This is a genomic window from Flavobacterium potami (assembly GCF_020026915.1).
In the GTDB taxonomy this organism is placed as follows: Bacteria; Bacteroidota; Bacteroidia; order Flavobacteriales; family Flavobacteriaceae; genus Flavobacterium; species Flavobacterium potami.
The window spans coordinates 129,448-153,493 of sequence record NZ_JAINUY010000003.1; the positions used below are offsets into that span (position 1 = coordinate 129,448).

The 24,046-nt window shown below is 31.3% G+C and carries 28 protein-coding genes; 12 read left to right on the forward strand and 16 right to left on the reverse strand.

The features are described 5' to 3' along the window. The first annotated feature begins 114 nt into the window (after window positions 1-114). A complete protein-coding gene (locus K6T82_RS10135) occupies window positions 115-2,091 on the forward strand; it encodes an alpha-ketoacid dehydrogenase subunit alpha/beta (protein ID WP_223705819.1) in 1,977 nt (658 codons plus the stop codon). A 108-nt stretch (window positions 2,092-2,199) separates the two neighbouring features. On the opposite strand, the gene K6T82_RS10140 is transcribed toward K6T82_RS10135, so the two are convergent. After that, window positions 2,200-2,601 carry a glyoxalase gene (locus K6T82_RS10140; protein WP_223705820.1) on the reverse strand — a complete coding sequence of 134 codons (402 nt, stop codon included), beginning with the start codon at window positions 2,599-2,601 and terminating at the stop codon, window positions 2,200-2,202. Between the two features lie 80 nt (window positions 2,602-2,681). Here K6T82_RS10140 and K6T82_RS10145 point away from each other — a divergent pair, with 80 nt between their 5' ends. Next, on the forward strand, window positions 2,682-3,101 hold the full coding sequence (locus K6T82_RS10145; RefSeq protein ID WP_223705821.1) for a hypothetical protein: 420 nt from the start codon (window positions 2,682-2,684) through the stop codon (window positions 3,099-3,101). A gap of 211 nt (window positions 3,102-3,312) precedes the next feature. On the opposite strand, the gene K6T82_RS10150 is transcribed toward K6T82_RS10145, so the two are convergent. Beyond that, complete coding sequence (locus tag K6T82_RS10150; protein ID WP_223705822.1) at window positions 3,313-4,560, reverse strand: mechanosensitive ion channel family protein; 1,248 nt, start codon at window positions 4,558-4,560, stop codon at window positions 3,313-3,315. After that, window positions 4,553-4,837, reverse strand: coding sequence for a DUF3817 domain-containing protein (locus K6T82_RS10155; RefSeq protein ID WP_223705823.1), 285 nt, complete (start codon window positions 4,835-4,837; stop codon window positions 4,553-4,555). The genes K6T82_RS10150 and K6T82_RS10155 overlap by 8 nt, the downstream gene beginning before the upstream one ends. 140 nt (window positions 4,838-4,977) lie before the next feature. Between K6T82_RS10155 and K6T82_RS10160 the strand changes: the two genes are divergently transcribed. The 4 genes from K6T82_RS10160 to K6T82_RS10175 all read left to right on the forward strand — a co-directional run bounded on the left by K6T82_RS10160 (window position 4,978) and on the right by K6T82_RS10175 (window position 10,014). Next, complete coding sequence (locus K6T82_RS10160) at window positions 4,978-5,511, forward strand: DUF6155 family protein (RefSeq protein WP_223705824.1); 534 nt, start codon at window positions 4,978-4,980, stop codon at window positions 5,509-5,511. Window positions 5,512-5,620: 109 nt separating this feature from the next. Then, window positions 5,621-7,159, forward strand: a complete 1,539-nt coding sequence (locus tag K6T82_RS10165) for a DEAD/DEAH box helicase (RefSeq protein ID WP_223705825.1) — start codon at window positions 5,621-5,623, stop codon at window positions 7,157-7,159. Between the two features lie 174 nt (window positions 7,160-7,333). Next, window positions 7,334-8,668: a DEAD/DEAH box helicase gene (locus K6T82_RS10170; protein ID WP_223705826.1), complete on the forward strand. Its 1,335-nt coding sequence runs from the start codon at window positions 7,334-7,336 to the stop codon at window positions 8,666-8,668. 80 nt (window positions 8,669-8,748) lie between these two features. Next, on the forward strand, window positions 8,749-10,014 hold the full coding sequence (locus K6T82_RS10175; RefSeq protein ID WP_223705827.1) for an NAD(P)/FAD-dependent oxidoreductase: 1,266 nt from the start codon (window positions 8,749-8,751) through the stop codon (window positions 10,012-10,014). A gap of 128 nt (window positions 10,015-10,142) precedes the next feature. Here the strand turns inward: K6T82_RS10175 and K6T82_RS10180 are convergent, their stop codons facing one another. Beyond that, on the reverse strand, window positions 10,143-11,372 hold the full coding sequence (locus K6T82_RS10180; protein WP_223705828.1) for a multidrug effflux MFS transporter: 1,230 nt from the start codon (window positions 11,370-11,372) through the stop codon (window positions 10,143-10,145). Window positions 11,373-11,516: 144 nt separating this feature from the next. Between K6T82_RS10180 and K6T82_RS10185 the strand changes: the two genes are divergently transcribed. After that, window positions 11,517-11,933: a hypothetical protein gene (locus K6T82_RS10185; protein WP_223705829.1), complete on the forward strand. Its 417-nt coding sequence runs from the start codon at window positions 11,517-11,519 to the stop codon at window positions 11,931-11,933. Between the two features lie 84 nt (window positions 11,934-12,017). Continuing rightward, window positions 12,018-12,395, forward strand: coding sequence for a hypothetical protein (locus K6T82_RS10190; RefSeq protein ID WP_223705830.1), 378 nt, complete (start codon window positions 12,018-12,020; stop codon window positions 12,393-12,395). Window positions 12,396-12,660: 265 nt separating this feature from the next. Here K6T82_RS10190 and K6T82_RS10195 read toward each other — a convergent pair whose 3' ends face one another. Together K6T82_RS10195 and K6T82_RS10200 are read right to left on the reverse strand one after the other, a co-directional pair. After that, a complete protein-coding gene (locus K6T82_RS10195) occupies window positions 12,661-12,915 on the reverse strand; it encodes a hypothetical protein (RefSeq protein ID WP_223705831.1) in 255 nt (84 codons plus the stop codon). 61 nt (window positions 12,916-12,976) lie between these two features. Further along, complete coding sequence (locus tag K6T82_RS10200) at window positions 12,977-13,420, reverse strand: hypothetical protein (protein WP_223705832.1); 444 nt, start codon at window positions 13,418-13,420, stop codon at window positions 12,977-12,979. Window positions 13,421-13,553: 133 nt separating this feature from the next. On the opposite strand from K6T82_RS10200, the gene K6T82_RS10205 reads away from it, so the two are divergent. Next, entirely contained in the window at window positions 13,554-13,805 is a 252-nt protein-coding gene (locus K6T82_RS10205) for a hypothetical protein (protein ID WP_223705833.1), read from the forward strand. A gap of 244 nt (window positions 13,806-14,049) precedes the next feature. Here K6T82_RS10205 and K6T82_RS10210 read toward each other — a convergent pair whose 3' ends face one another. From K6T82_RS10210 to K6T82_RS10240, 7 genes are all read right to left on the reverse strand, one after another. Further along, window positions 14,050-14,988: a hypothetical protein gene (locus tag K6T82_RS10210; RefSeq protein WP_223705834.1), complete on the reverse strand. Its 939-nt coding sequence runs from the start codon at window positions 14,986-14,988 to the stop codon at window positions 14,050-14,052. 2 nt (window positions 14,989-14,990) lie between these two features. Continuing rightward, entirely contained in the window at window positions 14,991-15,512 is a 522-nt protein-coding gene (locus K6T82_RS10215; RefSeq protein WP_223705835.1) for a hypothetical protein, read from the reverse strand. 158 nt (window positions 15,513-15,670) lie between these two features. Beyond that, entirely contained in the window at window positions 15,671-16,216 is a 546-nt protein-coding gene (locus tag K6T82_RS10220) for a hypothetical protein (protein ID WP_223705836.1), read from the reverse strand. Then, window positions 16,209-16,385 (reverse strand): hypothetical protein, encoded by a 177-nt coding sequence (locus K6T82_RS10225; protein WP_223705837.1) that lies wholly within the window; start codon window positions 16,383-16,385, stop codon window positions 16,209-16,211. The genes K6T82_RS10220 and K6T82_RS10225 overlap by 8 nt, the downstream gene beginning before the upstream one ends. A 103-nt stretch (window positions 16,386-16,488) precedes the next feature. Further along, a complete protein-coding gene (locus K6T82_RS10230) occupies window positions 16,489-16,890 on the reverse strand; it encodes a hypothetical protein (RefSeq protein WP_223705838.1) in 402 nt (133 codons plus the stop codon). Window positions 16,891-17,001: 111 nt separating this feature from the next. Next, window positions 17,002-17,478 carry a hypothetical protein gene (locus K6T82_RS10235; RefSeq protein WP_223705839.1) on the reverse strand — a complete coding sequence of 159 codons (477 nt, stop codon included), beginning with the start codon at window positions 17,476-17,478 and terminating at the stop codon, window positions 17,002-17,004. Between the two features lie 3 nt (window positions 17,479-17,481). Then, on the reverse strand, window positions 17,482-18,201 hold the full coding sequence (locus K6T82_RS10240) for a hypothetical protein (protein ID WP_223705840.1): 720 nt from the start codon (window positions 18,199-18,201) through the stop codon (window positions 17,482-17,484). A 132-nt stretch (window positions 18,202-18,333) separates the two neighbouring features. Here K6T82_RS10240 and K6T82_RS10245 point away from each other — a divergent pair, with 132 nt between their 5' ends. Beyond that, on the forward strand, window positions 18,334-18,570 hold the full coding sequence (locus K6T82_RS10245) for a hypothetical protein (protein ID WP_223705841.1): 237 nt from the start codon (window positions 18,334-18,336) through the stop codon (window positions 18,568-18,570). Here the strand turns inward: K6T82_RS10245 and K6T82_RS10250 are convergent. The 3 genes from K6T82_RS10250 to K6T82_RS10260 all read right to left on the reverse strand — a co-directional run bounded on the left by K6T82_RS10250 (window position 18,567) and on the right by K6T82_RS10260 (window position 20,323). Next, window positions 18,567-18,737, reverse strand: coding sequence for a hypothetical protein (locus K6T82_RS10250; protein WP_223705842.1), 171 nt, complete (start codon window positions 18,735-18,737; stop codon window positions 18,567-18,569). The genes K6T82_RS10245 and K6T82_RS10250 overlap by 4 nt on opposite strands. A gap of 3 nt (window positions 18,738-18,740) precedes the next feature. Continuing rightward, the gene (locus K6T82_RS10255) at window positions 18,741-19,934 is read right to left on the reverse strand and encodes a hypothetical protein (protein WP_223705843.1); all 1,194 of its coding nucleotides are present in this window, start codon (window positions 19,932-19,934) and stop codon (window positions 18,741-18,743) included. A gap of 62 nt (window positions 19,935-19,996) precedes the next feature. Beyond that, entirely contained in the window at window positions 19,997-20,323 is a 327-nt protein-coding gene (locus K6T82_RS10260; RefSeq protein ID WP_223705844.1) for a hypothetical protein, read from the reverse strand. A gap of 998 nt (window positions 20,324-21,321) precedes the next feature. On the opposite strand from K6T82_RS10260, the gene K6T82_RS10265 reads away from it, so the two are divergent. Together K6T82_RS10265 and K6T82_RS10270 are read left to right on the forward strand one after the other, a co-directional pair. Then, window positions 21,322-23,235 (forward strand): DUF294 nucleotidyltransferase-like domain-containing protein, encoded by a 1,914-nt coding sequence (locus tag K6T82_RS10265; RefSeq protein WP_223705845.1) that lies wholly within the window; start codon window positions 21,322-21,324, stop codon window positions 23,233-23,235. 3 nt (window positions 23,236-23,238) lie between these two features. Next, window positions 23,239-23,835: a 3'-5' exonuclease gene (locus K6T82_RS10270; RefSeq protein WP_223705846.1), complete on the forward strand. Its 597-nt coding sequence runs from the start codon at window positions 23,239-23,241 to the stop codon at window positions 23,833-23,835. The last annotated feature ends 211 nt before the right edge of the window (window positions 23,836-24,046 follow it).

Sequence of the window (24,046 nt, forward strand, 5' to 3'; positions counted from 1 at the left end):
AAATAATCTCAAGCTAGGCGATTAAAAGTAGGTTTTGGATTAAAAAAACATTTGAGAATTCAATAAAATTAACTCAAATTGTTATATTTGAAACACTAAAAAACTAAAATTTACATGATTTTTTACCGACAAAACCTAACCGACGATCAATTAATAGACTTATATAAAAAATTACTAAAACCGCGCTTAATCGAAGAAAAGATGCTGATCTTGATTCGTCAAGGAAAAGTCTCCAAATGGTTTTCTGGAATCGGACAAGAAGCAATTGCTGTTGGAGTTACTGCTGTTTTAGATCAATCTGAATACATTCTTCCAATGCACCGAAATTTAGGTGTTTTTACAACAAGAGAAATTCCGTTGCATCGTTTGTTTTCGCAATGGCAAGGTAAAGCAAATGGCTTTACTAAAGGTCGCGACAGAAGTTTTCACTTTGGAACACAAGAATACAATATTATTGGAATGATTTCGCATTTAGGTCCTCAGTTAGGAATTGCCGACGGAATTGCCTTAGCGAATAAACTTCAGGACAATAAAAAAATCACAGCTGTTTTTACAGGAGAAGGCGCTACAAGCGAAGGAGATTTTCACGAAGCTTTGAATATTGCTGCTGTTTGGAAACTTCCTGTAATGTTTATTATAGAAAATAATGGCTACGGACTTTCAACGCCAACCAACGAACAATATGCTTGTGAAAACCTTGCAGACAAAGGAATAGGTTACGGAATTGAAAGTTGGATCATTGACGGAAATAATATTGTAGAAGTTTACAACAAACTTTCTCAACTAAAAGAAGAAATGAAAGAGAACCCTCGTCCTATTTTATTGGAATTTAAAACATTCCGAATGCGCGGGCACGAAGAGGCGAGTGGTACAAAATACGTTCCGCAAGATTTAATGGATCAATGGGAATTGCGAGATCCTGTAGCGAATTATAAAAAATACTTATTAGAAAACGAAATTCTTTCTGAAGAATTAGATGAGCAATTTCGTGCTGAAATCAAACAAGAAATCGACGAAAATTGGGCTATGGCAAATGCCGAACCGGAAATTGAACCAACTTACAGTGGAGAATTAGATGACGTCTATAAACCTTATCAATATGAAGAATTTAACACCGAAGCAGAAACTGAAAACATCCGTTTTATTGATGCTATTAGAAACGGTTTAAATGAATCAATGCAAAAGCACCGAAATCTGGTTTTAATGGGACAAGATATTGCAGAATATGGCGGAGCATTTAAAATTACAGATGGTTTTGTAGAATTCTTCGGAAAAGATCGTGTTAGAAACACACCGATTTGCGAAAGCGCCATTGTTTCGACCGGAATGGGATTGTCTATAAACGGTTATAAAGCCATTGTAGAAATGCAATTTGCTGATTTTGTTTCAACTGGATTTAACCCAATAGTAAATCTTTTAGCTAAATCGCATTATCGTTGGGGAGAAAAAGCCGATGTTGTCGTAAGAATGCCTTGCGGCGGCGGAACTCAGGCTGGACCATTTCATTCGCAAACAAATGAAGCTTGGTTTACTAAAACACCAGGTTTAAAAGTGGTTTACCCAGCATTTCCTTATGATGCAAAAGGACTTTTGAATACATCTATAAATGATCCAAATCCGGTTTTATTCTTCGAACACAAATTATTGTACAGAAGTATTTATCAAGAAGTTCCAAAGGAGTACTACACTATACCTTTAGGTAAAGCCGCTTTGGTAAAAGAAGGAAAATCTGTAACGATTATTTCGTTTGGCGCACCTGTTCATTGGGCTTTAGAAACTTTAGCAAAACATCCAGAAATCGATGCTGACTTAATTGATTTAAGAACTTTACAGCCTTTAGATAAAGAAACGATATTTGAATCGGTTAAGAAAACAGGTAAAGCCATAATCTATCAAGAAGATACTTTATTTGGCGGAATTGCAAGTGATATTTCGGCTTTAATTATGGAAAATTGCTTTGAATATCTGGACGCTCCTGTAAAACGTGTGGCAAGTTTAGATTCTCCAATTCCGTTTACAAAAGCTTTGGAAGATCAGTTTTTACCGAGAAATAGGTTTGAGGAGGTTTTATTAGAATTACTAAAATACTAAGTTTAAAAAACTTACTAAACATAAAAAAGGATGAGTAAAACTCATCCTTTTTCTTTATTATATTCTAAGAAAATCTTATAACCTTAGAATCTTAGCAACTTAGAATCTTTATTTAGCCTCTACTTCAAAAAGCTGCACTTGACTTTTCAATCTTTCGATCAACAAATTCATCATTCGTTTATTTAAATTAGACGAGTTTTGAATGTAAGTATCATACTCATCAATTGTAAAAAGTCCCATAACGATGCCTTTTAGTGAATTTCGAAACTTGATATCTTTTTGAATGGAATTTTCAATTGCCTGCAATTTCTTTTCAACTGAATAAGAATAAAAATCCCGTTTGTTTTTATTGATATAATTAACAAAAACGGCAATAAATAAATCGTTTTGCAGCTTCAAAATTGGTCTGATCGTTTGGTTTTGGAATAACTCATCTGGTGAAGATTGAGCACTTACGGTTCCTAAAGTTTCGCCTCTGAATTCTTTTAAAAAAGTGTCTCTATCTTCCATGGTATTTGTTTTAAGTTTTATTTAAAGTTAACTAAATAATCCCACAGTAAAACCTATTTTTGTTTTTATAAAAATAAAATATGCGATTATTTCTGTTTTTCTGCTTATTATTTATCTCCTGCAATTCTAAAGAAGATAAGGATAAATACAATCGTGAACTGTATCGTGCTGTAAATAAAAAAGATACAGCAGTTTTAGACATTCATATCAACGATAAACGTTTTTATGGAAGATATGAAATCTATCATTATGGAACCGGAAAAGATTCTGGCGATGTTAGAGGAGATTTAAAAGGAGACACACTTAGAGGAGATTATCACTATATCTCTTTCGGCGGAAACTGGAAAAGAGTCCCTCTGGCACTTTTAAAGAAAGACAAAAAGCTTTTTTTAGGAAAAGGAGTAATCGGAACCTATTTCAATCTTCCATGCTATGTTCCAGAAGTTCCAATTGATTATAAAAATCCAGAATTTACTTTTGAGAGAATAGAGAAGGAGTAAGGGTTTGTTTCAGGTTTCAGGTTTCAGGTTTCAGGTTTCAGGTTGAAATGGCTTGTGTGTTCAACCGCAAAGTACGCAAGGTTTTTGACTAGGTAAAACTCAGTAAAAACGCAAAGTTCGCAAAGCTTTGTCCAAAAAACTTTGCGAACTTTGCGTAAATCTTAGCGTGCTTTGCAGTTAAACTTGAAACCTGAAACCTGAAACAAAAAAATCAATTCAACGTTGAGGGCAATTCAAAAATTTCAAGATCAAAATATCTTACAGAAGCCATAACGTGATCGAAAATATCAGACATTATATATTCGTAGTTTGCCCAGCGTTTATCGCTTGAAAAAACATAAATTTCTAACGGAACTCCATGTGCGGTCGACTGTAATTGTCTACACATAATATGCATATTTTTGTTCAACCCTGGATGATCGTTTAGATACTGCATGATGTATTTTCTAAACAATCCTAAATTGGTCATATTTCGACCATTTAGTGAAAGTGTTTTATCAATTCCTCTCAGATCATTGTATTTTTCGATTTCCGCTTGACGGCCATCAATATAAGAAGTAATCAATTGTACTTTTCGTAGTTGATGCAAATCTTCATCATTCAAAAAACGAATGGTGCTACTTTTAATTAAAACATGTCTTTTAATACGTCTTCCATCCGATTTCTGCATTCCGCGCCAGTTCTGAAAAGAATCGGAACTTAAAGCATATGTTGGAATGGTAGTAATCGTGTTGTCAAAATTTCGAACTTTTACAGTCGTCAAATTGATTTCGATTACATCTCCGTCGGCTCCGAATTTATCCATTGTAATCCAGTCGCCAATACGAACCATATCGTTTATGGCAACCTGAACACTCGAAACGAATCCAAGAATTGTATCTCTAAAAATCAAGATAATAATGGCCGAAAGTGTTCCTAAAATGGTTAATAATTCACCTCTTTTGATTCCGAACAAAGTTGAAATAATCATTGCAACACCAAAAATCCAAAGAATGATCATGATAACCTGAACAAAACTATCGATTGGTTTATCGCTGTATTCCGGTTTTTGTTTTAAATAATCGCGTAACGAATTAAAAATTGTTCTAACGATCCACAATCCAAGCAGTACAATATAAATACCCACTATTTTTCCGAACATCGACTCCCAATATTCGTATTTGTCTAAAATAACGGGAACCGCTTTGTAAATAAAGAAAAACGGAATTAAATAAGCCGTATATCTAGTGGTTTTGTTTTGAATTAAATAATCGTCAAACTTTGTTTTCGTACGCTGTGCAAAAATGGCAGTCAAAGTGACTAAAATAAATTTGGCCACATAATAAATTACGTAAGCCAATGCTATTAAAATAGCAATATTAAAGATCAAACTGGTATAAGACGCAACATTGCGGCTCATTCCCCAATCTCTAAAAGTAGGATATAAAAAATTAAATATTTTCTCCAAAAGCTTATGCATTTGCTAAATATTTTTTCTCTATGTAGAAAGTTCCAAATGGAATTAGAGAAGCAATAAGAATAATTCCGAAGGTTTTTAAATCCCAATTCATGGATTTTTTCAATAAAAATGCTAAAATAATATATCCGATAAATAAAACACCATGTGTCATTCCTAAAGGACGTAATAAGGTATGATAAAGTTCAGGATTATTGTTTTTGATAATCAACATATTAGCAAACAATACTAAATAAGAGATTCCCTCTAAAATGGCAGTAACTTTGAAAATCTTGAGCATGTATATATATTTTAAGTTTTATGCCAGCAAAATTAAGGATTCTAGATTGATTTCAGAATTTAAAAACTCAAATTTAAATCAGTTCCATATCGTCAAAATTGGAATTTGGAATTTAAAAAATTGAAAATTATCTTTACTGTATGAGTAAAAGAGATTTAAAAAAATATTTAGGAGAATTAACCAAAGAGCAACTAGAAGAACAATTAATAGAATTGTATGAGAAATTTGCTCCAGTAAAAGTCTATTACGACTTTGTTTTTAACCCAAAAGAAGACAAATTACTACAAGATGCCAAGGTCAAAATCTCGCATGAATATTTTCCGATCAAAAAACCTGGAGCAAAATGGCGTCCTAAAGCCAAAATGCGTCGATCGGTTGCTCAAAAACTAATAAAACATTTCATGATGCTTGGTGTCGATTCTTATGTTGTAGCAGATATTATGCTTTACAACATTGAAATTGCGCAAACGTTTTCTTCGCAAAATTTCATCAAGCAAGAATTATTTTACAAAAGTATCTTTAATTCGTTTGAACAAGCTGTTAATTTTATCATCTCAAATGGAATTTTTAATGATTTTAAATTACGAATAAATGGCATTTTAGAAGAAACTATGCAACAAAAATGGAAAAATAAGTACGATTTTGAGACAATTTTAGACAAAATTGACCTTTAAAACCACTTCCCATATAAAATCTTTATTTAAAAAAAACATTTATTTTAGGTTAAAATAAGATGAATAACTGTTTTTTCGGTGTATTTTTGCAAAAATCCAAAAATAAACAATGTCTCAAAACACTTTAGAAATACAAAGAGAAGAGAAGAAAGAACTTTATGCATACCAAAAAGGCGATATTGACGCCATTTTTGACCGTTTAGACAATGCTCCTCCAAAACATCATTTATTGTATCAACTTCCTACCGGAGGTGGAAAAACAGTAATATTTTCTGAAATCGTTCGTCGTTATTTATCTAATAATGACAAAAAAGTTGTGGTACTAACGCACCGTATTGAACTTTGTAAGCAAACTTCAAAAATGCTTACAGGTTTCGGAGTGACCAACAAAATAATCAATAGTAAAGTAAAAGAACTGCCAGATCAGAATGATTTTTCTTGTTTTGTGGCAATGGTCGAAACTTTAAAAAATCGTATTAACGATGAAAAACTTCATCTAGATAATATCGGTTTGGTCATTATTGATGAGGCACACTATAATTCATTTAGAAAATTATTAAACTCATTCAAAAATGCTTTTATTCTTGGAGTAACAGCAACACCTTTGAGTTCAAATATAAAATTACCAATGCACCAAAGTTACAATGAACTGATTGTAGGAGATACAATTGGATCATTAATCGACAAAGGTTTCTTGGCAAAAGCAACCACATACAGTTATGATGTTGGTTTGACTTCTCTAAAAGTAGGCATCAATGGTGATTATACCGTAAAATCATCAGATGATTTATATACGAATACTTTGATGCAGGAGAAACTTTTGCATGCATACACAGAACGTTCATTAGGTAAAAAAACATTGATTTTCAATAATGGTATTCATACTTCATTATATGTGTATGAAACTTTTAGAGAAGCAGGTTACGACATCAGACACCTTGACAATACAAGTAGTTCTGAAGAACGTAAAGATATTTTGCAATGGTTCAAAAAAACTCCAGATGCAATTTTGACTTCTGTAGGAATTCTAACAACTGGTTTTGACGAGCCGACGGTTGAAACTATTATCTTGAACAGAGCAACAAAATCATTGACTTTATATTTCCAAATGATTGGTCGTGGTTCTCGTAAACTGCCAGGAAAAGATGAATTTACTGTTATTGATTTAGGAAACAATGCTGCGCGTTTCGGTTTATGGAGCGATCCTGTAAACTGGCAGCACATATTTAAATCACCTGAATTTTATCTTGAAAATCTTCGAGATGATCAGGAAATTGAAATGTTTTTCAAATACAGTATGCCTCCTGAATTAAGAGCAAAATTCAGTAAAACAGCCGATGTAAGTTTTGATGTAGATGAAGAACACAAATTAATTATCAAACAAAATTTACGTTCAAAAGTAGTTTTGGATAAATCTCTAGAACAACATGCTGCAATGTGCGTAGATAATACAGAAACGCTACAGGAAGCTAAAATGTTAGCAAAAGAATTGGATGATGATATTGAAGATCGTATTAAGCGTTATTCTAAATGTCTGAGTCAATGTAGTAAAAACTACCGCGAATGGCTTGTTGATGATTATAAACAAAGATTAACATTATTAATTGGTAAAAAATATCGTGAGAAAATCATGAACGAACCGGATTGATTAATTTAGTTTTATTTGTTTCAGGTTTCATGTTTCACGTTGTTGGAATCTAAAACATTATATAAATAATAAAAAGGAGAAATGGCATTTTAGTTAATGAAATTTCTCCTTTCAATCTTATTAAGTTTCCGTGTAACTTGAAACCTTAAACTTTAAACAAAAAAAACAAAAGTTATGTCTAAATCATTCTCAACATTAGGAATTTCTGCTCCAATATTAAAATCTTTAAGCGATTTAAATATTGTTGAACCAACAGAAATACAACAAAAAGTAATTCCGTTATTTTTGAGCGAAACTCATGATATTGTTGGTCTAGCAAAAACAGGAACGGGTAAAACTGCTGCTTTCGGATTGCCTTTGCTACAATTAGTAAAATCAGATTCTAATGCAGTTCAAGCCGTTATTCTTGTTCCAACAAGAGAATTAGGACAACAGATTTTTAGAAATCTTGAAGACTTTTCAAAACATATTCCAAATATTTCTATAGCTTCAATTTGTGGAGGAACTCCAATAAAACCACAGATAGAAAGATTAAAGGAAGGTGCGCAGATTGTTGTAGCAACTCCAGGTCGTTTAATCGATTTGATTCAGCGTAAAGCAATTGACTTAAAACAAACCGAATATCTAGTTTTGGATGAAGCCGACGAAATGGTTGCTATTCTTAAAGAAAGTCTAGACGAAATTATAGCAGAATTACCCAAAAAACACCGCACTTTATTATTTTCTGCGACACTTCCAGGAACAATCAAACAATTGATTCAGAATTATTTGAACAAAAATGTAGTTCAAATAAGTGCCAGTATGGAAACTGTTGGCAACGAAGGTATTGATCATGAATATATTGTAGTTGATCCTATCGAAAAGCTTGAAGTTCTAATGCATTTCCTAAATTCTAGAGATGGAGAAAGAGGAATTATTTTCTGCAAAACAAAAGCTGCAGTAAATAAATTAGCTAAAAACCTAGCGATTAATAAGTTTTCTTCGGGAGCACTTCATGGAAGTCTGACACAAGGAATTCGCGATAGAATTATGGAGCAATTTCGTGAAGGTCATATCAATATTTTAGTTGCAACCGATTTAGCTGCAAGAGGAATTGATGTAAAAGAGATTTCATACGTAATTAATTATCATTTGCCTGATACTTACGAAAATTACGTTCACCGAAGCGGAAGAACGGCAAGGGCAGGGGCAAAAGGACTTTCTTTAACGGTTTTACAACAAGAAGAAGTTTTTGAAATTGCTGATTTTGAAAGAGAATTGGGAATTAAGTTTTCAGAATTTAAAAAACCAACTGCAGCAAGTCTTGAAGAAAACAATATGCTTTTATGGGCAAAACAAATCTTCAAAACAAAACCAAATCACGAACTTTCTAGTGATTTAAAAACTAAAGTTAAAACTGTTTTTCATCATTTGACCAAAGATGAGCTAATCGAAAAATTAATGGCAAGTTATGTCCTACAGAACAAAATCGATATAGTTGATAAAACAGTTAAAAAATTCAAAAAGTAAATAATATGACTTTTGTCATTGTATATTAAAGTTGTACATTTATAAGGAATTATTTTATAATCCTACTTAATACAACATATATGAAAATAGTCATTATTGGGGGTGGATTTGCAGGTCTTAATTTAGCAAAAGAGCTTGTAAATCAGCCTCAAATACAAGTAACACTTGTAGACAAGAATAATTATAACTTTTTCCCACCACTTATATATCAAGTTGCTACAGCTTTTTTAGAACCATCGAGCATTAGTTATCCTTTTAGAAAATTTTTTGCAGGTAAAAAAAATCTGCAGTTTCGTTTAGGTGAATTATTATCTGTTTCTCCTGCTGAAAAGAAAATTACTTTGAGTAATGGAGAATTAGAGTATGACCATCTTGTTTTTGCAACTGGAGCAGAGACGAGTTATTTTGGTATGGAAAACGTAATGAAAAATGCCATTCCGATGAAAACCTTAAATGATGCCATCGTAATGCGTAACACATTGCTTAAAAACCTTGAGAAAGCTGCCATTTGCAAAGATATGCGTAAAAGACGTAAATTACTTACAATTGTTGTAGCAGGAGGGGGGCCGACAGGAGTAGAGGTTTCTGGAATGTTTGCCGAAATGAGAAAAAGTATTCTTTTAAAAGAATATCCTGAGTTAGATACATCTGCAAGTAATGTATATTTAGTAGATGGAGGCGATGCTTTATTGGCTCCAATGAGTAAAGATTCTCAAAAAGATACTTTAGAAGCCTTAACTAAACTAGGTGTTGTAGTAAAATTGAACACGAAAGTTGTTGATTATGTTGATGATACCGTGGTCTTTGAAAATGGAGAAACCATAAAAACCATAAACTTAATTTGGGCTGCCGGAGTATCTGCTAAAATCTTTGAAGGAATTCCAAAAGAAAGTTATGGACGAGGCAGACGTATGGCCACAGACGCTTATAATAAGGTAAACGCTGTTGATAATATTTATGCTATCGGAGATACTGCCATAACAGCTGGCGATGTAAATTTTCCAGACGGACATCCACAGGTTGCTCAGGTTGCAATTCAGCAAGGATTAAATCTGGCTAAGAACTTTAAAGCTATGGTAGAGAATAAACCTCTTAAGCCTTTCGCTTACAAAGATAAAGGTTCTATGGCTATTATCGGAAGAGCAAAAGCCGTTGTAGATTTACCAAGTCCGAAATGGCATTTTAAAGGCTTCTTTGCTTGGATAATCTGGTTGTTTATTCACTTAATTTCTTTGATTACGTATAGAAACAGATTGAATACATTCTGGAACTGGATGGTTGCTTATTTCGCAAAAGATCAATCTCTTAGAATGATTATCAGACCTGATAAAAAGATACAAAGCTAATTTTAGAAATTCCAATTTTTTAAAATTAAATTCCAATAAAAAAGCCTAAATCTTTGATTTAGGCTTTTTAGTATTTAAGTATTCCAATTTTGGAATTTGGAATTTAAAAAATTGGAATTTTACCATTTTTAGTGCCCAATCATAACATCATCACTATCTGACAATTCTACTTTATTTTTAATGAAACGCTTTCCTATATTTAAAATAACAAAAGCCGTTATTGTGGTTGTAGTCATAATGGCAACCATTGGTGCCACAGAATCTTTTACAAAAACTCCAATTGCAAAAGAAGCCAAAGCACCTAAACCTAATTGAATAGCTCCCATTAAAGCAGATGCACTTCCTGTATTTTTAGCAAATGGCGCCAATGTCAGCCCTGCGGTGTTAGGATTGGATATTCCTAAACATGCTAAAAACAGGAATAACATTCCGATTGTTTCATACAAGCCTAAAAGATCATTTAAAGCTAAAAATAGAAAAACAATACTAATAATGGATTGGGAAATCAATGCTCCAAAAATCATTTGTTCACTTGAAAATCTTTTCAATAACATCGAATTTAATTGGCTAGAACCAATAAAACTTACTGACATCAAGGCGAAAATCCATCCATATGTTTTGGCATCAACCTTGTAAATATCCATAAAAACTAGAGGAGAAGCTGCTACATAAGAAAACAATCCAGAAAAAGCAATTGCTCCAGTAAATGCATAAGTATAGAATTGAGGTTCTTTTAAAACCAATAAAAAATTACTAATAATTGGTTTTGGTTTTAAAGAAATGGTAGTATCAGGTTTATAGGTATCTGGAAGCCCAATTTGCGAGGCAACCAAAATAACAATCCCCATACACATCAATATAAAAAATACAGCGTGCCAACCTAAATCTTCTGTTACATAACCACCAATAGTTGGCGCAAGCATTGGCGAAAGTCCAACAACAAGCATCAAAAGAGAAAAAACTTTTGGAATATCTTTCACAGGAAATAAATCACGAACCATTGCTACAGAAGCCACAGTCGCCGCACAACTACCAATTGCCTGAATAAAGCGAAGGAATATAAAAGCATCTATATCAGCAACATAAATACACCCTAAAGAAGCCAGAATATAGACTAGAAGTCCAATAAACAAAGGTTTTTTGCGACCAAAACGATCTAATAATGGTCCGTAAAGTAATTGTCCAGCAGAAATTCCGATAAAATAACTAGATAAACTCATAGAAACTTTCGCAACAGAAGTATTTAAATCTTTTGCAATTCCAGAGAAACCAGGCAAATACATATCAATTGAAAAAGGACCAAGAGCAGTAAGAGATCCTAAAATAAGGATCAGTTTTATATATTTTTTCGTTGTCATTTTCTTAAAAAAGGGCTTATAATTTTTTGCAAAGGTAAAGATTTCTTATCTTGTAGTAGAACTTAAGGAAGTTTATAAAATTAAATTACTGTTACGAAAAACAAAATCTTGTCGTAACTACTTATTAATCTTAAAATTAAAAACATGAGAAAGTACCTTTTATTATTCGCCGTTTTATGCACATCAATTTCATTTGCTCAAACAATTACATCTAAACAAGAAGAAGCGAGTATTGCACAATACGAACTTCTTAAAAAAGTAAATCAATATTACCCAGACATTACGTTAAGCAAATCTGTAACTAATTTTTATGCAGATGGAAAAATTATTGACACACAACAAGAGTTTGATTTAAGAGGAACCAAATTTTCAAGCTACAAACTTGGAATTGGACCTGATAATAAAAAAGTCTTATTTGACTATGTATCAACCGAAGCAGGACATGTTCACGGTGATGTAACTATTTTTAACGGAAATGCATTGAAAACAACATTTAATGAAAAAACGAATCAAATTGATGTTTCATTGAATGGAAAATCAGTTTATCTGAAAAAATTATAAATTTTACCAATTTAGAAAAGGCACCATAATTTTATGGTGCTTTTTTAGTTTATATTTGATTCTCAGAAAACAAAAAACTCAATAATGAAAAAATTCATTTTACTTCTATTTTTAATTGCTTTAAAATCTTATTCACAAAACAGATTCTCAGGAACCTGGAGTAATGAAAAATGTAAAGACTGTAAAAAAGAATACATTTTTACAATTACTATAGCACAATCTAACTCAGCAATTTTTGGAACAGCAGAAATTACAAGCGATCATAAAGAATTAAATACAGGGATTTTAGAAGTTTCCGGATATGTTTATCCGCTTGGTGATAAGGCTCAAATTAAATTGAAAGATAAAAATGGAGTTTCTTCAGGTGCAGTTTTAATGGCAAATGATGGAGCTATGCAATTCTCAAAACGTGGTGGCGCTGATCTGGTTCCAAAAGAATTGATTTTAAATAAATTGTATTAGGAAGATTTTATTAGAATTAAAATTTTCGAATGAGAAATTAAACTAACAAATATGTTATGCATTTAAAATCCTTGCAAAATATAATCAACTGAGCGTCAATCACAATAGTATTAATTTGAACTATAATTTATAGTATGATTTGCAGTATGTCCAAGAAGATGTTAACAACTTTATTAACAGGATCTTTTTCCCCTATTTTGAAGAAATCTAAAGATATAAAAAAAATATGGACATAAAAAAACCCCGTTTTATTGGGGTTCATTTATTAATCTCTATTACTAATGTTTTCTAGCATAGATTCTATTCTGCCTAAACGATTATCTATATCCGACAAATCAATATCATCTATCTTGTCTTTAATCGATGATAATGTGTCGTCAATGTAGCCTAATTTAGTTTCCAGTCTTTGAAGACCTTTATCTATATAATCAGTATTATCTTTTACATCTATGATATTTCTTGTATACTTACTTATATCTTCTAATAATTCGATAATATCCTGCGCTTGTTGATCTGTCATTTAAATATTTTTTAAGGTTAGTATTAGTTAGTTATTTGATACAGCAATTTACAATATTTATTTATCCTTTTACTTCATTGATCAATTTACCATTAATAAAATATTGCATCAACGATTTTCCTTTAGCCAATCTATATAATGTACGAACTGTATTACCGTCAAAAGTTCTTACCTCTCCAAAAGTTAAAACATCATCCGGAGTTAGAAATGTATAGGATAAACAACGATTATCTAAAATTGTAACATTATACAATTTAAATTTAGAAGTATTTTCATAAACCAAATCAGAAGATAATAACTCGTTTGTTTTAAAATTATTCTTGAATTTATTTTTAACCTGCTTACTAATCATGATATCGGGATAAATAAGGTTTACCTTTTTAATCAACTCATATTGTTCAAGTGATGCCGTATCTGTTTTTTCAAGATATACTTTCATATCTGAATCCTGCGCAAAAACTGGTAATGACAGTAATACAAAAAGTAATAAAGTAATTTTTTTCATGTGGTTTTGTTTTGTGAGTTTATAATTACTAAAGATTTTCAAATATAGTGCCAATAATTTTAATTTCACTCTGTCAATTGCTATAAAAGAATAAATAATTATACCTTAGTGCAAACAATAAAATAAGAAAATTATGAAGCATATTAGAGTAACTGTCACCAATTTAGATCTAGGAGATAAAAATTATAGTCCTAATGACTTTTTGCAACAAGCTACAAAACAGCTTAACACATTTGAATACATAATTTACATCAATCACATAACATGTATTTCATCAAATATAACTGGAGGAGCAGATATAAGATTAAGTTGTGGAAAAGAAATTCCTGTATTGGATAATCTTATGAATCTTGAGCAGAAAATTGAAAGTGCTTATAGCTCGTAATAAAAAGAAGCCTTTGTAAATTAATACAAAGGCTTATCTATTATATAATCATTGAAATATTGTCGAGAAATATAATTACCAGTTTTACGATTGTAAATATTAATGTAGTGATAATCAAATCCGACATTTTTACACCAATTATGCAGGTAAAATATTGACTTACAAAACTCAACTTTGATAGGTCTTATACTTTTATCTTTATTAAAAATCGTGCAACTGTAGGGAGTTGGAGTATTATTAGCCATTAAATGTAGACATTGGAAACAGTTAACTCTACTAATGCATCAGGAGATTTTAACGTAACACTATCGTTATTACCCCTGTAATTTTGAATAATATTATTATAAAAAAGTTCAACTTCAGTTCCAAAATCGTTAAGTCTAAATTTACGATGAACTACAGCAAATTCCTTAGTTTTTAAGTTAAAGAACATTTCAAACTGAGTAAAATCCGAGAATACATAAGCACCTCCTGATAAATCTACAGGTTTAATAAAAAAGTTGAAGAAAGGAAAAGACTTTCCAGATGCTATTCTTGATGCGGTATTTAAAGTAGTATAATTATTAGGAACTAAATTTGATATCACTGTATTATCAAGTAAATCATAAGAGCCATCAAGATATATTCTTATCGTAACCTTAGCAAAAACAGATACATTGTCGTAACGAGAGCTTAAAGAACCACCAATAAAGTTTTTTTTAACCAAAGTAGGACGGTTGTAAATAATTAATTCAGGAGTAGTAGCACCACTCGGCATAGACATTACATCAACCTGATGACGCACCATGCTCTTAACATCTACATCATGACGAGGAATAGCACCGTAAATCATTGCATTAACTATAGGTACATCTACACCGACATTCGTTAATTCAAATCTTACTTTTTTATTCGCTTCAAAAAAATGATTTAAAGGAATGACATTTAAGTCTGACATCTCCAAATCATTTATAATCGAAGTCATAAACAAGTTGTCAATGGCTATAAACTCTACACGATCTACTCTTTTATTATCAATGAAGACGCCAACAATAAAAAACTGAACATCAATTCCCTCTACTAAATAATGACTACCATAATTTATATCATTTTGTTCGTCATAATAATAATCAACATAAACTAAAGGCTTAACTTTTAAAGAATAACTTTCATCTATATATTGAATGTAATGTCTTGTATTCATAATTAATTAAATAAGGGAACTTTCTTCAAGTCCGAAGTTGATAAATATTTTTTCAAATCAGCTTTCAAATCACGTCTTGTAATAACATAATAACAGCCGATTACTAATGGCACAGTTGAACCTTGCTTAACTTTAAGTAACTCCTTAATTGTTTCATTTTCATTTTCGAAATTAGAAAACGGCTCAGTTATCCAAGTGAACCAAGGTGCATCTTTTGTTTGCTTATTTGTACCCAACCAAACTGCTAAAGATTCTGCTATATCATGAACTTCTTTACGTGATGTAATTTTGTTCAATTCAATTTCTTTTGTCATTGGATTAGATACTGCAATTCTTAAATCCTTTTCTGCGTTTTCGAGTTCTTTTTCCTCAGCGTCTTGTGTGAATTTATCATACCATTTTTTCAATAGTGGATAAAACACAATTATACCAGTAATAAGAATCCAATATTTTTGCAGAAAGTCAAAGAGCCAAACTGTATTGGCTTGGCTCTTTGTTCTATTTGTTATCTCTCTTTGAGCCATGGATTATTTTTTCTTAAATAATTTATAAGCTAAAAAACCCGCTAAAGCAACTAGTACAACATTTGCAACAGTTTTATTGTTTGCGTAAAAAAGTTTGATTTTATCTAACATCTTGTTTAAATTTTGAATTAATAATTTTTATCTTTTTTTGCGTTTGTTTAGACTGTAACGCTGTAAACAGTATAAAAAAAAAGCAGTACGGGAATAATCAAATAATTAAATTTGAACTTCTTTTTAGCCGTTACCGTCACACCTGAAAGATTATAATCTCCCATAATGTCAATAGCATCTTGAATATCTGAATCGTAAATTAAATTATGATCAGGAGAACATTCGTGTTTAATAATAGCCCTTGCAATAACCAAGTAAAACTTAGCATCTACAATTTTGATCGTTTGGTCAGGGTCTAAACCGACAGCCTTTGAGATAACCTCAATATATTTTTGAGTATCATTTTCGGAAGGTGGCGCATATTCAGTTATCAATTTTCTAACTGTATTTTTGCCCTTGTCAATGTCATTGGTTAAATCCCTTAACATTGCACGAATACCAAATTTTACTTCTGTAAATTGCTCAAAGTGCTTATCTGTATTCTGTGCATTTGGTATTTTACCTTGCCAAGCAATATTTGTTAGAACCAAATTGCCCGGATTATTATTTCGAACACCTCTTGTTAAATCTTTTCGACCTAAAAAACTACTCATTTTCTTCTACAATTTGAGGTTTAGCAGGTGTTTGCGGTTCATCTTTTCCGAAATCTAATTTGCCTAGTTCGTCAGACACAACCTGAATACCTTTCAAAATTGCAGTTACAACCGCACCATATTTTACGATAATCCCAATTATCGAAACAATTCCTTTCAAATTTTTCATGACTTATTTTGTTTTAATTGTTTTCTTTTTTCTAAATACTCTTTGAGTAGATCAACCCCCTCATGTAAGATCAGAGGGAGGAATTTTAATATTACCTTAAACATTAGTTTGAGCGTAAAAATGTACCTGCGTAACCTCCGTTTTTTGCACGTGGATTGATTACGAATGCCATCCCGTCAATTACTACTTTACCGCCATTTTTTTGCATTGTACCCCAATGAAATGACTGAACACCAGTTTTAGTGTTTGTGAAAGTACAAGCAACAGAACCAAACCAACCTTTGTCTGACAGATTTGATTTAGAAGTTGTTACACATTTTATTGCAATTAATTCTCCTTTGCTCAATCTCCAACCAGTTGTCAGATGTTGTTCTACACCTTTATTAGGACCCGAAAGAGGGGTGTAAGTAGTGTTTTTTGCACCTGAATGCTTTACTTTTTGATTATTATTATTGTTGTTATAATTCTGATTATTTGAACCATAACTTTTTTTACTTTGTGCCATTACTTTATAATGTGTTTGATTAATAGTATGAATTCAGCCAATTTTTTTAAAATTATTACTGCCGAATCTATCAGAAATACTATAAGATAGATTCGATAGTAATTCCTAGGCTTATCGTCTTTTTGCAACTCTTTTGCCTGTGTTATTGCGATCACGTCTTATAAACCAAATCAATGCTATAAGACCAGCGACTGCACCAATAACAATTTTCCAATTTCTTTGAAACCAAACTTTTATAGTTGATGTTACGACAGTTGCACCAACTTGACCGCTTCCCTCTACAAATCCAGCACTTAAACCATCATTTATGCCAGTAGCAACAGACTTTGCGAAAATATTAGCACCTGCATTTGCTATAGCACCAGTCGCTTGACTTGCTGTAGCTAAAGCCAACTGATTGTTATATTCAGCTTGCGCAGCATTATTGGCTTTTTTTGCTTCATGAGCATCTTGCAGATTTTGCGAAATGTTTTGAACTGTACCACCTACGAAAGGAATAGCACCCATAATAGGAGTAGCGACTTTGATAAGATTTTTGAAAGAAACATTTTTCTTAATGGCAGTTCCGATTTTTTTAAAGAATCCCATAGTTTACACCGTTTTTAAACATCTTACGACGAAATTAATAATTGAGCCTTGTGATTTATTGATCTCTAAACCAACAACAGCCACTAAAGGCAATGTCAATCTATCAGTTAAACCTTGAACCACTTTTCCATCGGAAAGGATTGCCTGAATTGGGTCAATATCACGGCTTAAAGTTTGCAATTCAAAAGGAAGGTATTTTACCACTTGACCATTTGCATATTGGTAAGACAAATCACTAATTGAATCGTCAACGGTCATAACAGCCAAATCAAATCCCTGAACGTCAACTTTTTTGTTAAACTCCTCAGATGCTACAGATTTTTGTTCGAAGAAAAACAAATTGTTTGTTTGTTGTGGCTCTTCAATTCCGTGTAAATCGTAATGTTTATCAGCAATCAAATCTTCTAAAGTAATTTTAATACTTTCTTTATCAGCAAGATAAATCGAACCTTCGTCTGCCAATTCACATAAAGCGATTAACGCATTATCAGCATCAGATTGAGTGTTTTCAGTTCCGTAAGTACTTGCTAAAATGAAATCTTTAAGCAATACTTTGTTTGCTAAAATGACATTCGAACCGTTACCACGTTCAATGTAAACACTGATTTTTTCATTTGTCAAAGCAGATAAAGCTAAATCACTTGAAATAATCAAAGCACCGATTGATTTTGTTACTTGTAATTCTGGCGATTTTGTAACGCCTGTAATAGTTGCAATTTTCATTTGTTATAAATTTTATTTGTTTAATTTCTTTCACAAAGGTTATTGCAACTATTAAAACACGTTACCGTTTTTTACCTATAATTACCGATTTTTTACTATTTTTACCTACTTATTCTTATTAAAACATGCAAAATGCTAAACATAAAACAACTTAAATTAGATTTAGCCGAACTTCGTATTAAAGTAGCAGAACTTAAAATTGCTGAAAAGAATGAAATAGAGGGAATTGAGTATGAGATTTTCCAATTAAAACAAAATCTAGTAAACAATTATTCTTTAACAAAATACGATGCACACATCAAATCGGAAATTCATAAAACTTCTTTATTTATTACAGATGTTGAGAGAATTATTATAGCGCATTCTTAAGTTAATATTCCGTAATCGATCAAGTCTTTAATCGTTAAATATTTTCTATTTAAAGCAAGACTATCTAAAATTATTTGATATTCTTTTCGAGCTGTCTTGTAGCTAACTTCCAATATAAATTGAAGTTGAACCTTATTAACTTTTTGGCTTAAATTTCTTGTTTTCATGGCTTATAAAAATAAAAGTTGGTGTTCGTGAAATAATTCAAAGTCAAATTCATTTACTAATTTTTCCTTTGTTCTAAATTCGTGCAGATAGAAATGTAATTTGTTTTTGAACCACATTAAAAGCGGTTTTTCAGTAGTCATATCTAAATCTTCAAGTAAAAGATTTAAAGCAACGATATAAGATATATCCTGATTGTTTGCGTAATACTCTCTAAATAGAGATTTCGCAAGTCGCTTTTTAATTGTTGTTGACGAAAGAACAACCTTTTTTAAACGTTTGATTATAGGATTGAATTTGGTAACCTGAGATTGCAAAAAATCAAAATCAAACAGAGTTATAAGCTTTTCTTTGTTAACCTGACTTTTGCCAGTATTCTCACGAAGTTCAAAAAAACCTTTGTTTGCAATCTTTAATAACTCATAAAGATTTGCTTTATCAAAAATACCCCAAGTCATTGTCTGACTGACATTTATATCAGCCTTAGAATGTTCATTTAATCCCCTAAAAAACGCAGAATTTAACTGATATTCAAAACGCCAAACATTTTCATTTTTTAAACCATTGTTATTGTAGTACTCATTTATATATGGTTTCTCAGTTAATTGCAATGACAGCGTTTTGTTATAGCATCTTATTATTTTGTCGGAAGTTCTTTTGCCAATTTGGAAGCCGTTAAGTATTGATTTTCCTTTGTACGTTTCAAAATAGCTTTGTAAATTTTTAGGACGCCCCGAAATAAGGTAGTTACCTGCAACAACATTACTATATAAATTACGGTAAGAATTGTTGATATCAGACTTGTCAAGGCAAATATCCAGTCTATTAATAGACTTAAAAATGTAGTTCGTTTCATCGCAAAATGCGTTTATGATACCTCTTAAGGCATCGTTAGACAATGTGTAAAATAGATTATTTTCGAATTGTAGTTGTGCAAATTGTTCGCTCATAATAACAGAACGAGGTTTTGCGGTATAAATACCAATTTTTAAATCTTCGTAGTATAAGTCAGCCCTCAGTTCAAAAATCTTAGTTCCGTACTCATAAGGTTTTAAACGAAATTTTGAATGTTCGGGAAATTCTCCAAAGGGCTGACCTTCGAGATTAATAATTAAGTAGTCTATATTTATAAGCGTAGTTTTTAAATTGTTGTTTTTAAATTTAGTCTGGGCTTGATGCCTTTCTTTATATGAAATCATAGTTTTTTAGTAGGTTTGAGTGAGTTAGTTGCCGTTATACCCTACGGCAACAATTTTAAAAATTACGAAAGGGGAGTAGTGAACAAAGAATAATGTGATTTTGGTAAATCGTTAACCGTAAACTCTTTTTTTGCTATGGCTTCGGTTATTTTCTTTTCGGTTTCAATAAACTTGCTTTTATAATTTGAAATTTCAGAATTAAAAGAAGAATTTATTTTCTGTGCGATTTGCTGAATTTCTTTAAGAATAAAAGAATGCTGATACTTAAGTTGTATCAAATCAACAGTTTCAACTGGATGCTTTGAATATTCGTTTAAATCGTGGTTTAAACCTGCCAATTCCAAGATTAAATTATCTCGTTTTTGAATTAAAAGTAAAATTGTTGACATATATTAAGGTACTAAAAGATTATGTTTAAGAATTTTTGAAAGAAGCGTTTTCATTGAATTGCAATAAAATATGAATTCGTGAACGCAGAAAGATTGAGTTATTATAAAGCAATCCGTACAAACTTTAATTGTAATTCCTATATTTGAACCACGGATTCTTAGAAATAATGTTTGATACTTTAAATGTGATGTTTTGCAAAATGGACGCATTTTCTTTAAAAATGTTTTTGCATTAAAGTTTGTGTGACGCATCTTGTTTAATTCTACAAGTAATAGCGTATAATTCTCTAAAGAGGATCGTTTTAAGGCCATGTGGTATTGTTAATTAGTTATACCACAAATGAACTATAATTTATATTATGTAAAATAGAATAATTCAAAAACCTTATATGCCTACTTTTTAAAGAATCTTGTCTAGAATAATAATTTTTATATAAATCAGACTTTTTACTGGTGCATCTACTTCTAAAATAATTTTTTCAATCTTCAAAACACAAATTCCTACTTCGTATAAATACCCTATATGATTTTTATTTTGAAAAATTTTCAAATATTGAAAATTCAGCTGAACTAATTATTCTTTAAAAACCGAAATCCTTTAAAATTCCAATCACTATAATTGCGTTATATGATTTTATATTTTAAAATTTTCAAAATATTAAAAATTTAGCGCGCTTAATATGTACCATTAAAATTCAGTTTTTCTCAAAATTCAAATCGGTATAAATGTGCTGTATGGTTTTGAGTTTGAAAAATTTCTAAATATTGAAAAATTAGCGTGCTTGATTTTAGAAACTTTATTTGTCATAAATAAAAAAAATTTTTTTTTGAAAACAGAAATATTCATTTTTTCGGAATACAAATACTTTTTTAAGCCTTATTGTCAGTATCTTTTAACATTTATTTAAAATAATTAGATTCTACTAAAGATACTTTCATTGTAAGACTTTATTTTAGTATTTTTACATTCGATACTTTAAAAATAAATTATCAAACATATGAATACAGTTGCTGAACATATTGCAGATTTTTTAAAAGAATACAAACCATTCGATAACTTGACATTTCAAGAATTATCGGATATTGCTACGAATATTCGTGTCATCAATTTAGAAAAACATGCAGTATTATTTCAAAATAACGATCCTCTACACGATAGTTTCTATGTCGTAGCTTCTGGTGTAATCAATCTGACAACAATTGCAGATGCTGAAGAAACGATTTTAAACAAATGTCATGAAGGAGATATTTTTGGTTTACGTCCGTTTTTTGCTAAAAACAATTACATGATGACAGCCAAAGCACGCGAAGAAAGCATCATTTATGCTATTCCAATTGCTGTATTTAGACCTTTTGTAGCTAACAATTCGGATGTTTTAAACTTCCTTTTGGAAAGTTTCGCTGTAAATTCCCGCCATACAAAAGACAGTATGAATGGAAATGGTAAATTACTTTCTGATACTGATTTCTTAGATCAGCAAACAGAAATGCAATACATTCAATCACTTAACTATAACAATTCGCCATTGACAACCGAAGCAAGCTCTATTATTAAAGAAGTTGCGATTTTAATGACCGATGCTATGGTTGACAACATAGTGATTTGCGAAAAAAATCAACCAATTGGTATAGTAACCAATGCTGATTTATCATCGAAAATTGCAACAGGCCGCTATCCTATTACCGAAACTATTGATAAAATTATGTCTTCGCCGGTTGTGACAGTTATAGAAAATGTTTCTTTGGCTGAGGCTCAGTTATTGATGTTAAAACACAACGTAACGCATTTATGTGTTACCAAAGATGGCACCAGCAAATCTGTAGTTAAAGGAATCATTTCCGAACACGATCTTATTGTAGCTCAAGCAAGTAACCCTGGTGTATTAATTAAAGAGATTAAACGTTCGCAGTTGCCAAAAGATTTAAAACAGATTCGCGATCGTCTGTCAGATTTGATTCAAAATTCTATTCAAAAAAATATACCAATCTCACATGTTAGTAATATTGCAAGTGAAATTAATTTAGCAATAATCAAACGAGCGGTTGAGTTATCTATTTTAGATTTGGGCTCCCCTCCTGCACGATTTGCTTGGTTAAGTATTGGTAGTCAAGGTCGTAAAGAACAACTTTTGCTAACAGATCAAGACAGTATTTTAATTTTTGAAGATGTTACTCCTGAAAAATACCGTGAAGTAAAAGATTATTTCTTAAGATTAGCCAAACGTACGACATCTATTTTAGAAAAAGTAGGTTACGAATATTGTCCAAACGGTCATATGGGAAGCAATATGCTTTGGTGTAAATCATTGAGTGACTGGACAAAACAATATAATAGCTGGATGAATACTCCTGGTGAGAATAGCAATGATCTAAGTAGTATTTTCTTTGATTATGAAATTGTTTTTGGTGAAGGCAAAATTGAAGAAGCTATTGAGAATGTAATTTTCAAAAATGCCGTAAATAACACTTTGTTTTTTGACTTTTTAGGAAATGATGCTTTAAAAAGAAATTCTCCTTTAAGCTTTTTCAAAAAATTTATTGTTGAAGAAGAAGGACCACATAAAGATAAATTCGATATTAAAACTCGTGCCTTAATGCCATTAATTGATGGAGCTCGTTTACTGATATTAAATGCCAATATAAAAGGAATTCAAAATACCTATCTCAGATTTAAGCAGTTAGCAATAACAGATTCTAAAAATGCTGAAATTTATTTAAGCTGTGCAGAAGCTTTCTTAACGCTTTCAAAATTCAGAACTGTTGAAGGATTAAAAAATGACGACTCTGGCCAATATATTAATTTAAGAGAAATGTCAAAAACTGACAAAGAGAAATTAAAAAATGCTTTAGCCCCAATGAAAGACCTTGAGGAACTAATTAAGAGTAAATTTCAATTGACACAATTCTCATAAAGTATGCTAGACTGGTTAAAAAACATTAATAAAGACTATCCGGAATTCTGGAAAGATTATTTAACTAAATTCGAGACTAAGCCCAATAAATTTGTTGTATTATCAACAGAAACTTCTGGACTTAATCCCGATAAAGATGTTATTTTGTCTCTTGGAGCTTTTTCGATAATTGATGACAGTATCGTTATTAAAGAAAATTTCGAAACTGTTTTACTACAATACAAGTACTTACAGGATAACGGACTTTCGAATGAGTTTATCATTGAAAGTAAAATGATGAAAATGCCTGAGCCTGATGCACTAGAGGCTTTAGTAAATTTTATTGGAAACTCCATTTTGGTTGGACATCATATCAATTTTGATGTAGAAATGTTAAATGCTGCATTGGAACGACTAGATTGTGGTCGATTAAAAAATGAAGCTCTGGATGTAGACATGATGTACAGAAAACTTACCGATATAAATGACAAACAGTTTTCTCTAGACGATTTATGCGAAATCTACAAAATCCCAAAAAGCGACAGAAATTCTTCTTCTGAAGATGCTTATAGAATCGGACTTTTGTTCTTAAAACTAAAATCTAGATTAGGAATTAAATAGAGTTTTTTTTTGTTTCAGGTTTAAAGTTTCAAGTTGTTTGACTTAACCGCAAAGCTCGCAAAGATTTATGCATGGTTCGCAAAGTTTTTTTTTACAAAGCTTTGCGAACTTTTGCGTTTTTAGAAGATTTAGTATGTCAAATAACCTTGCGCGCTTTGCGGTTAAAAAATAAACTCAATCTACTTCAACTTGAAACTTGAAACTTGAAACT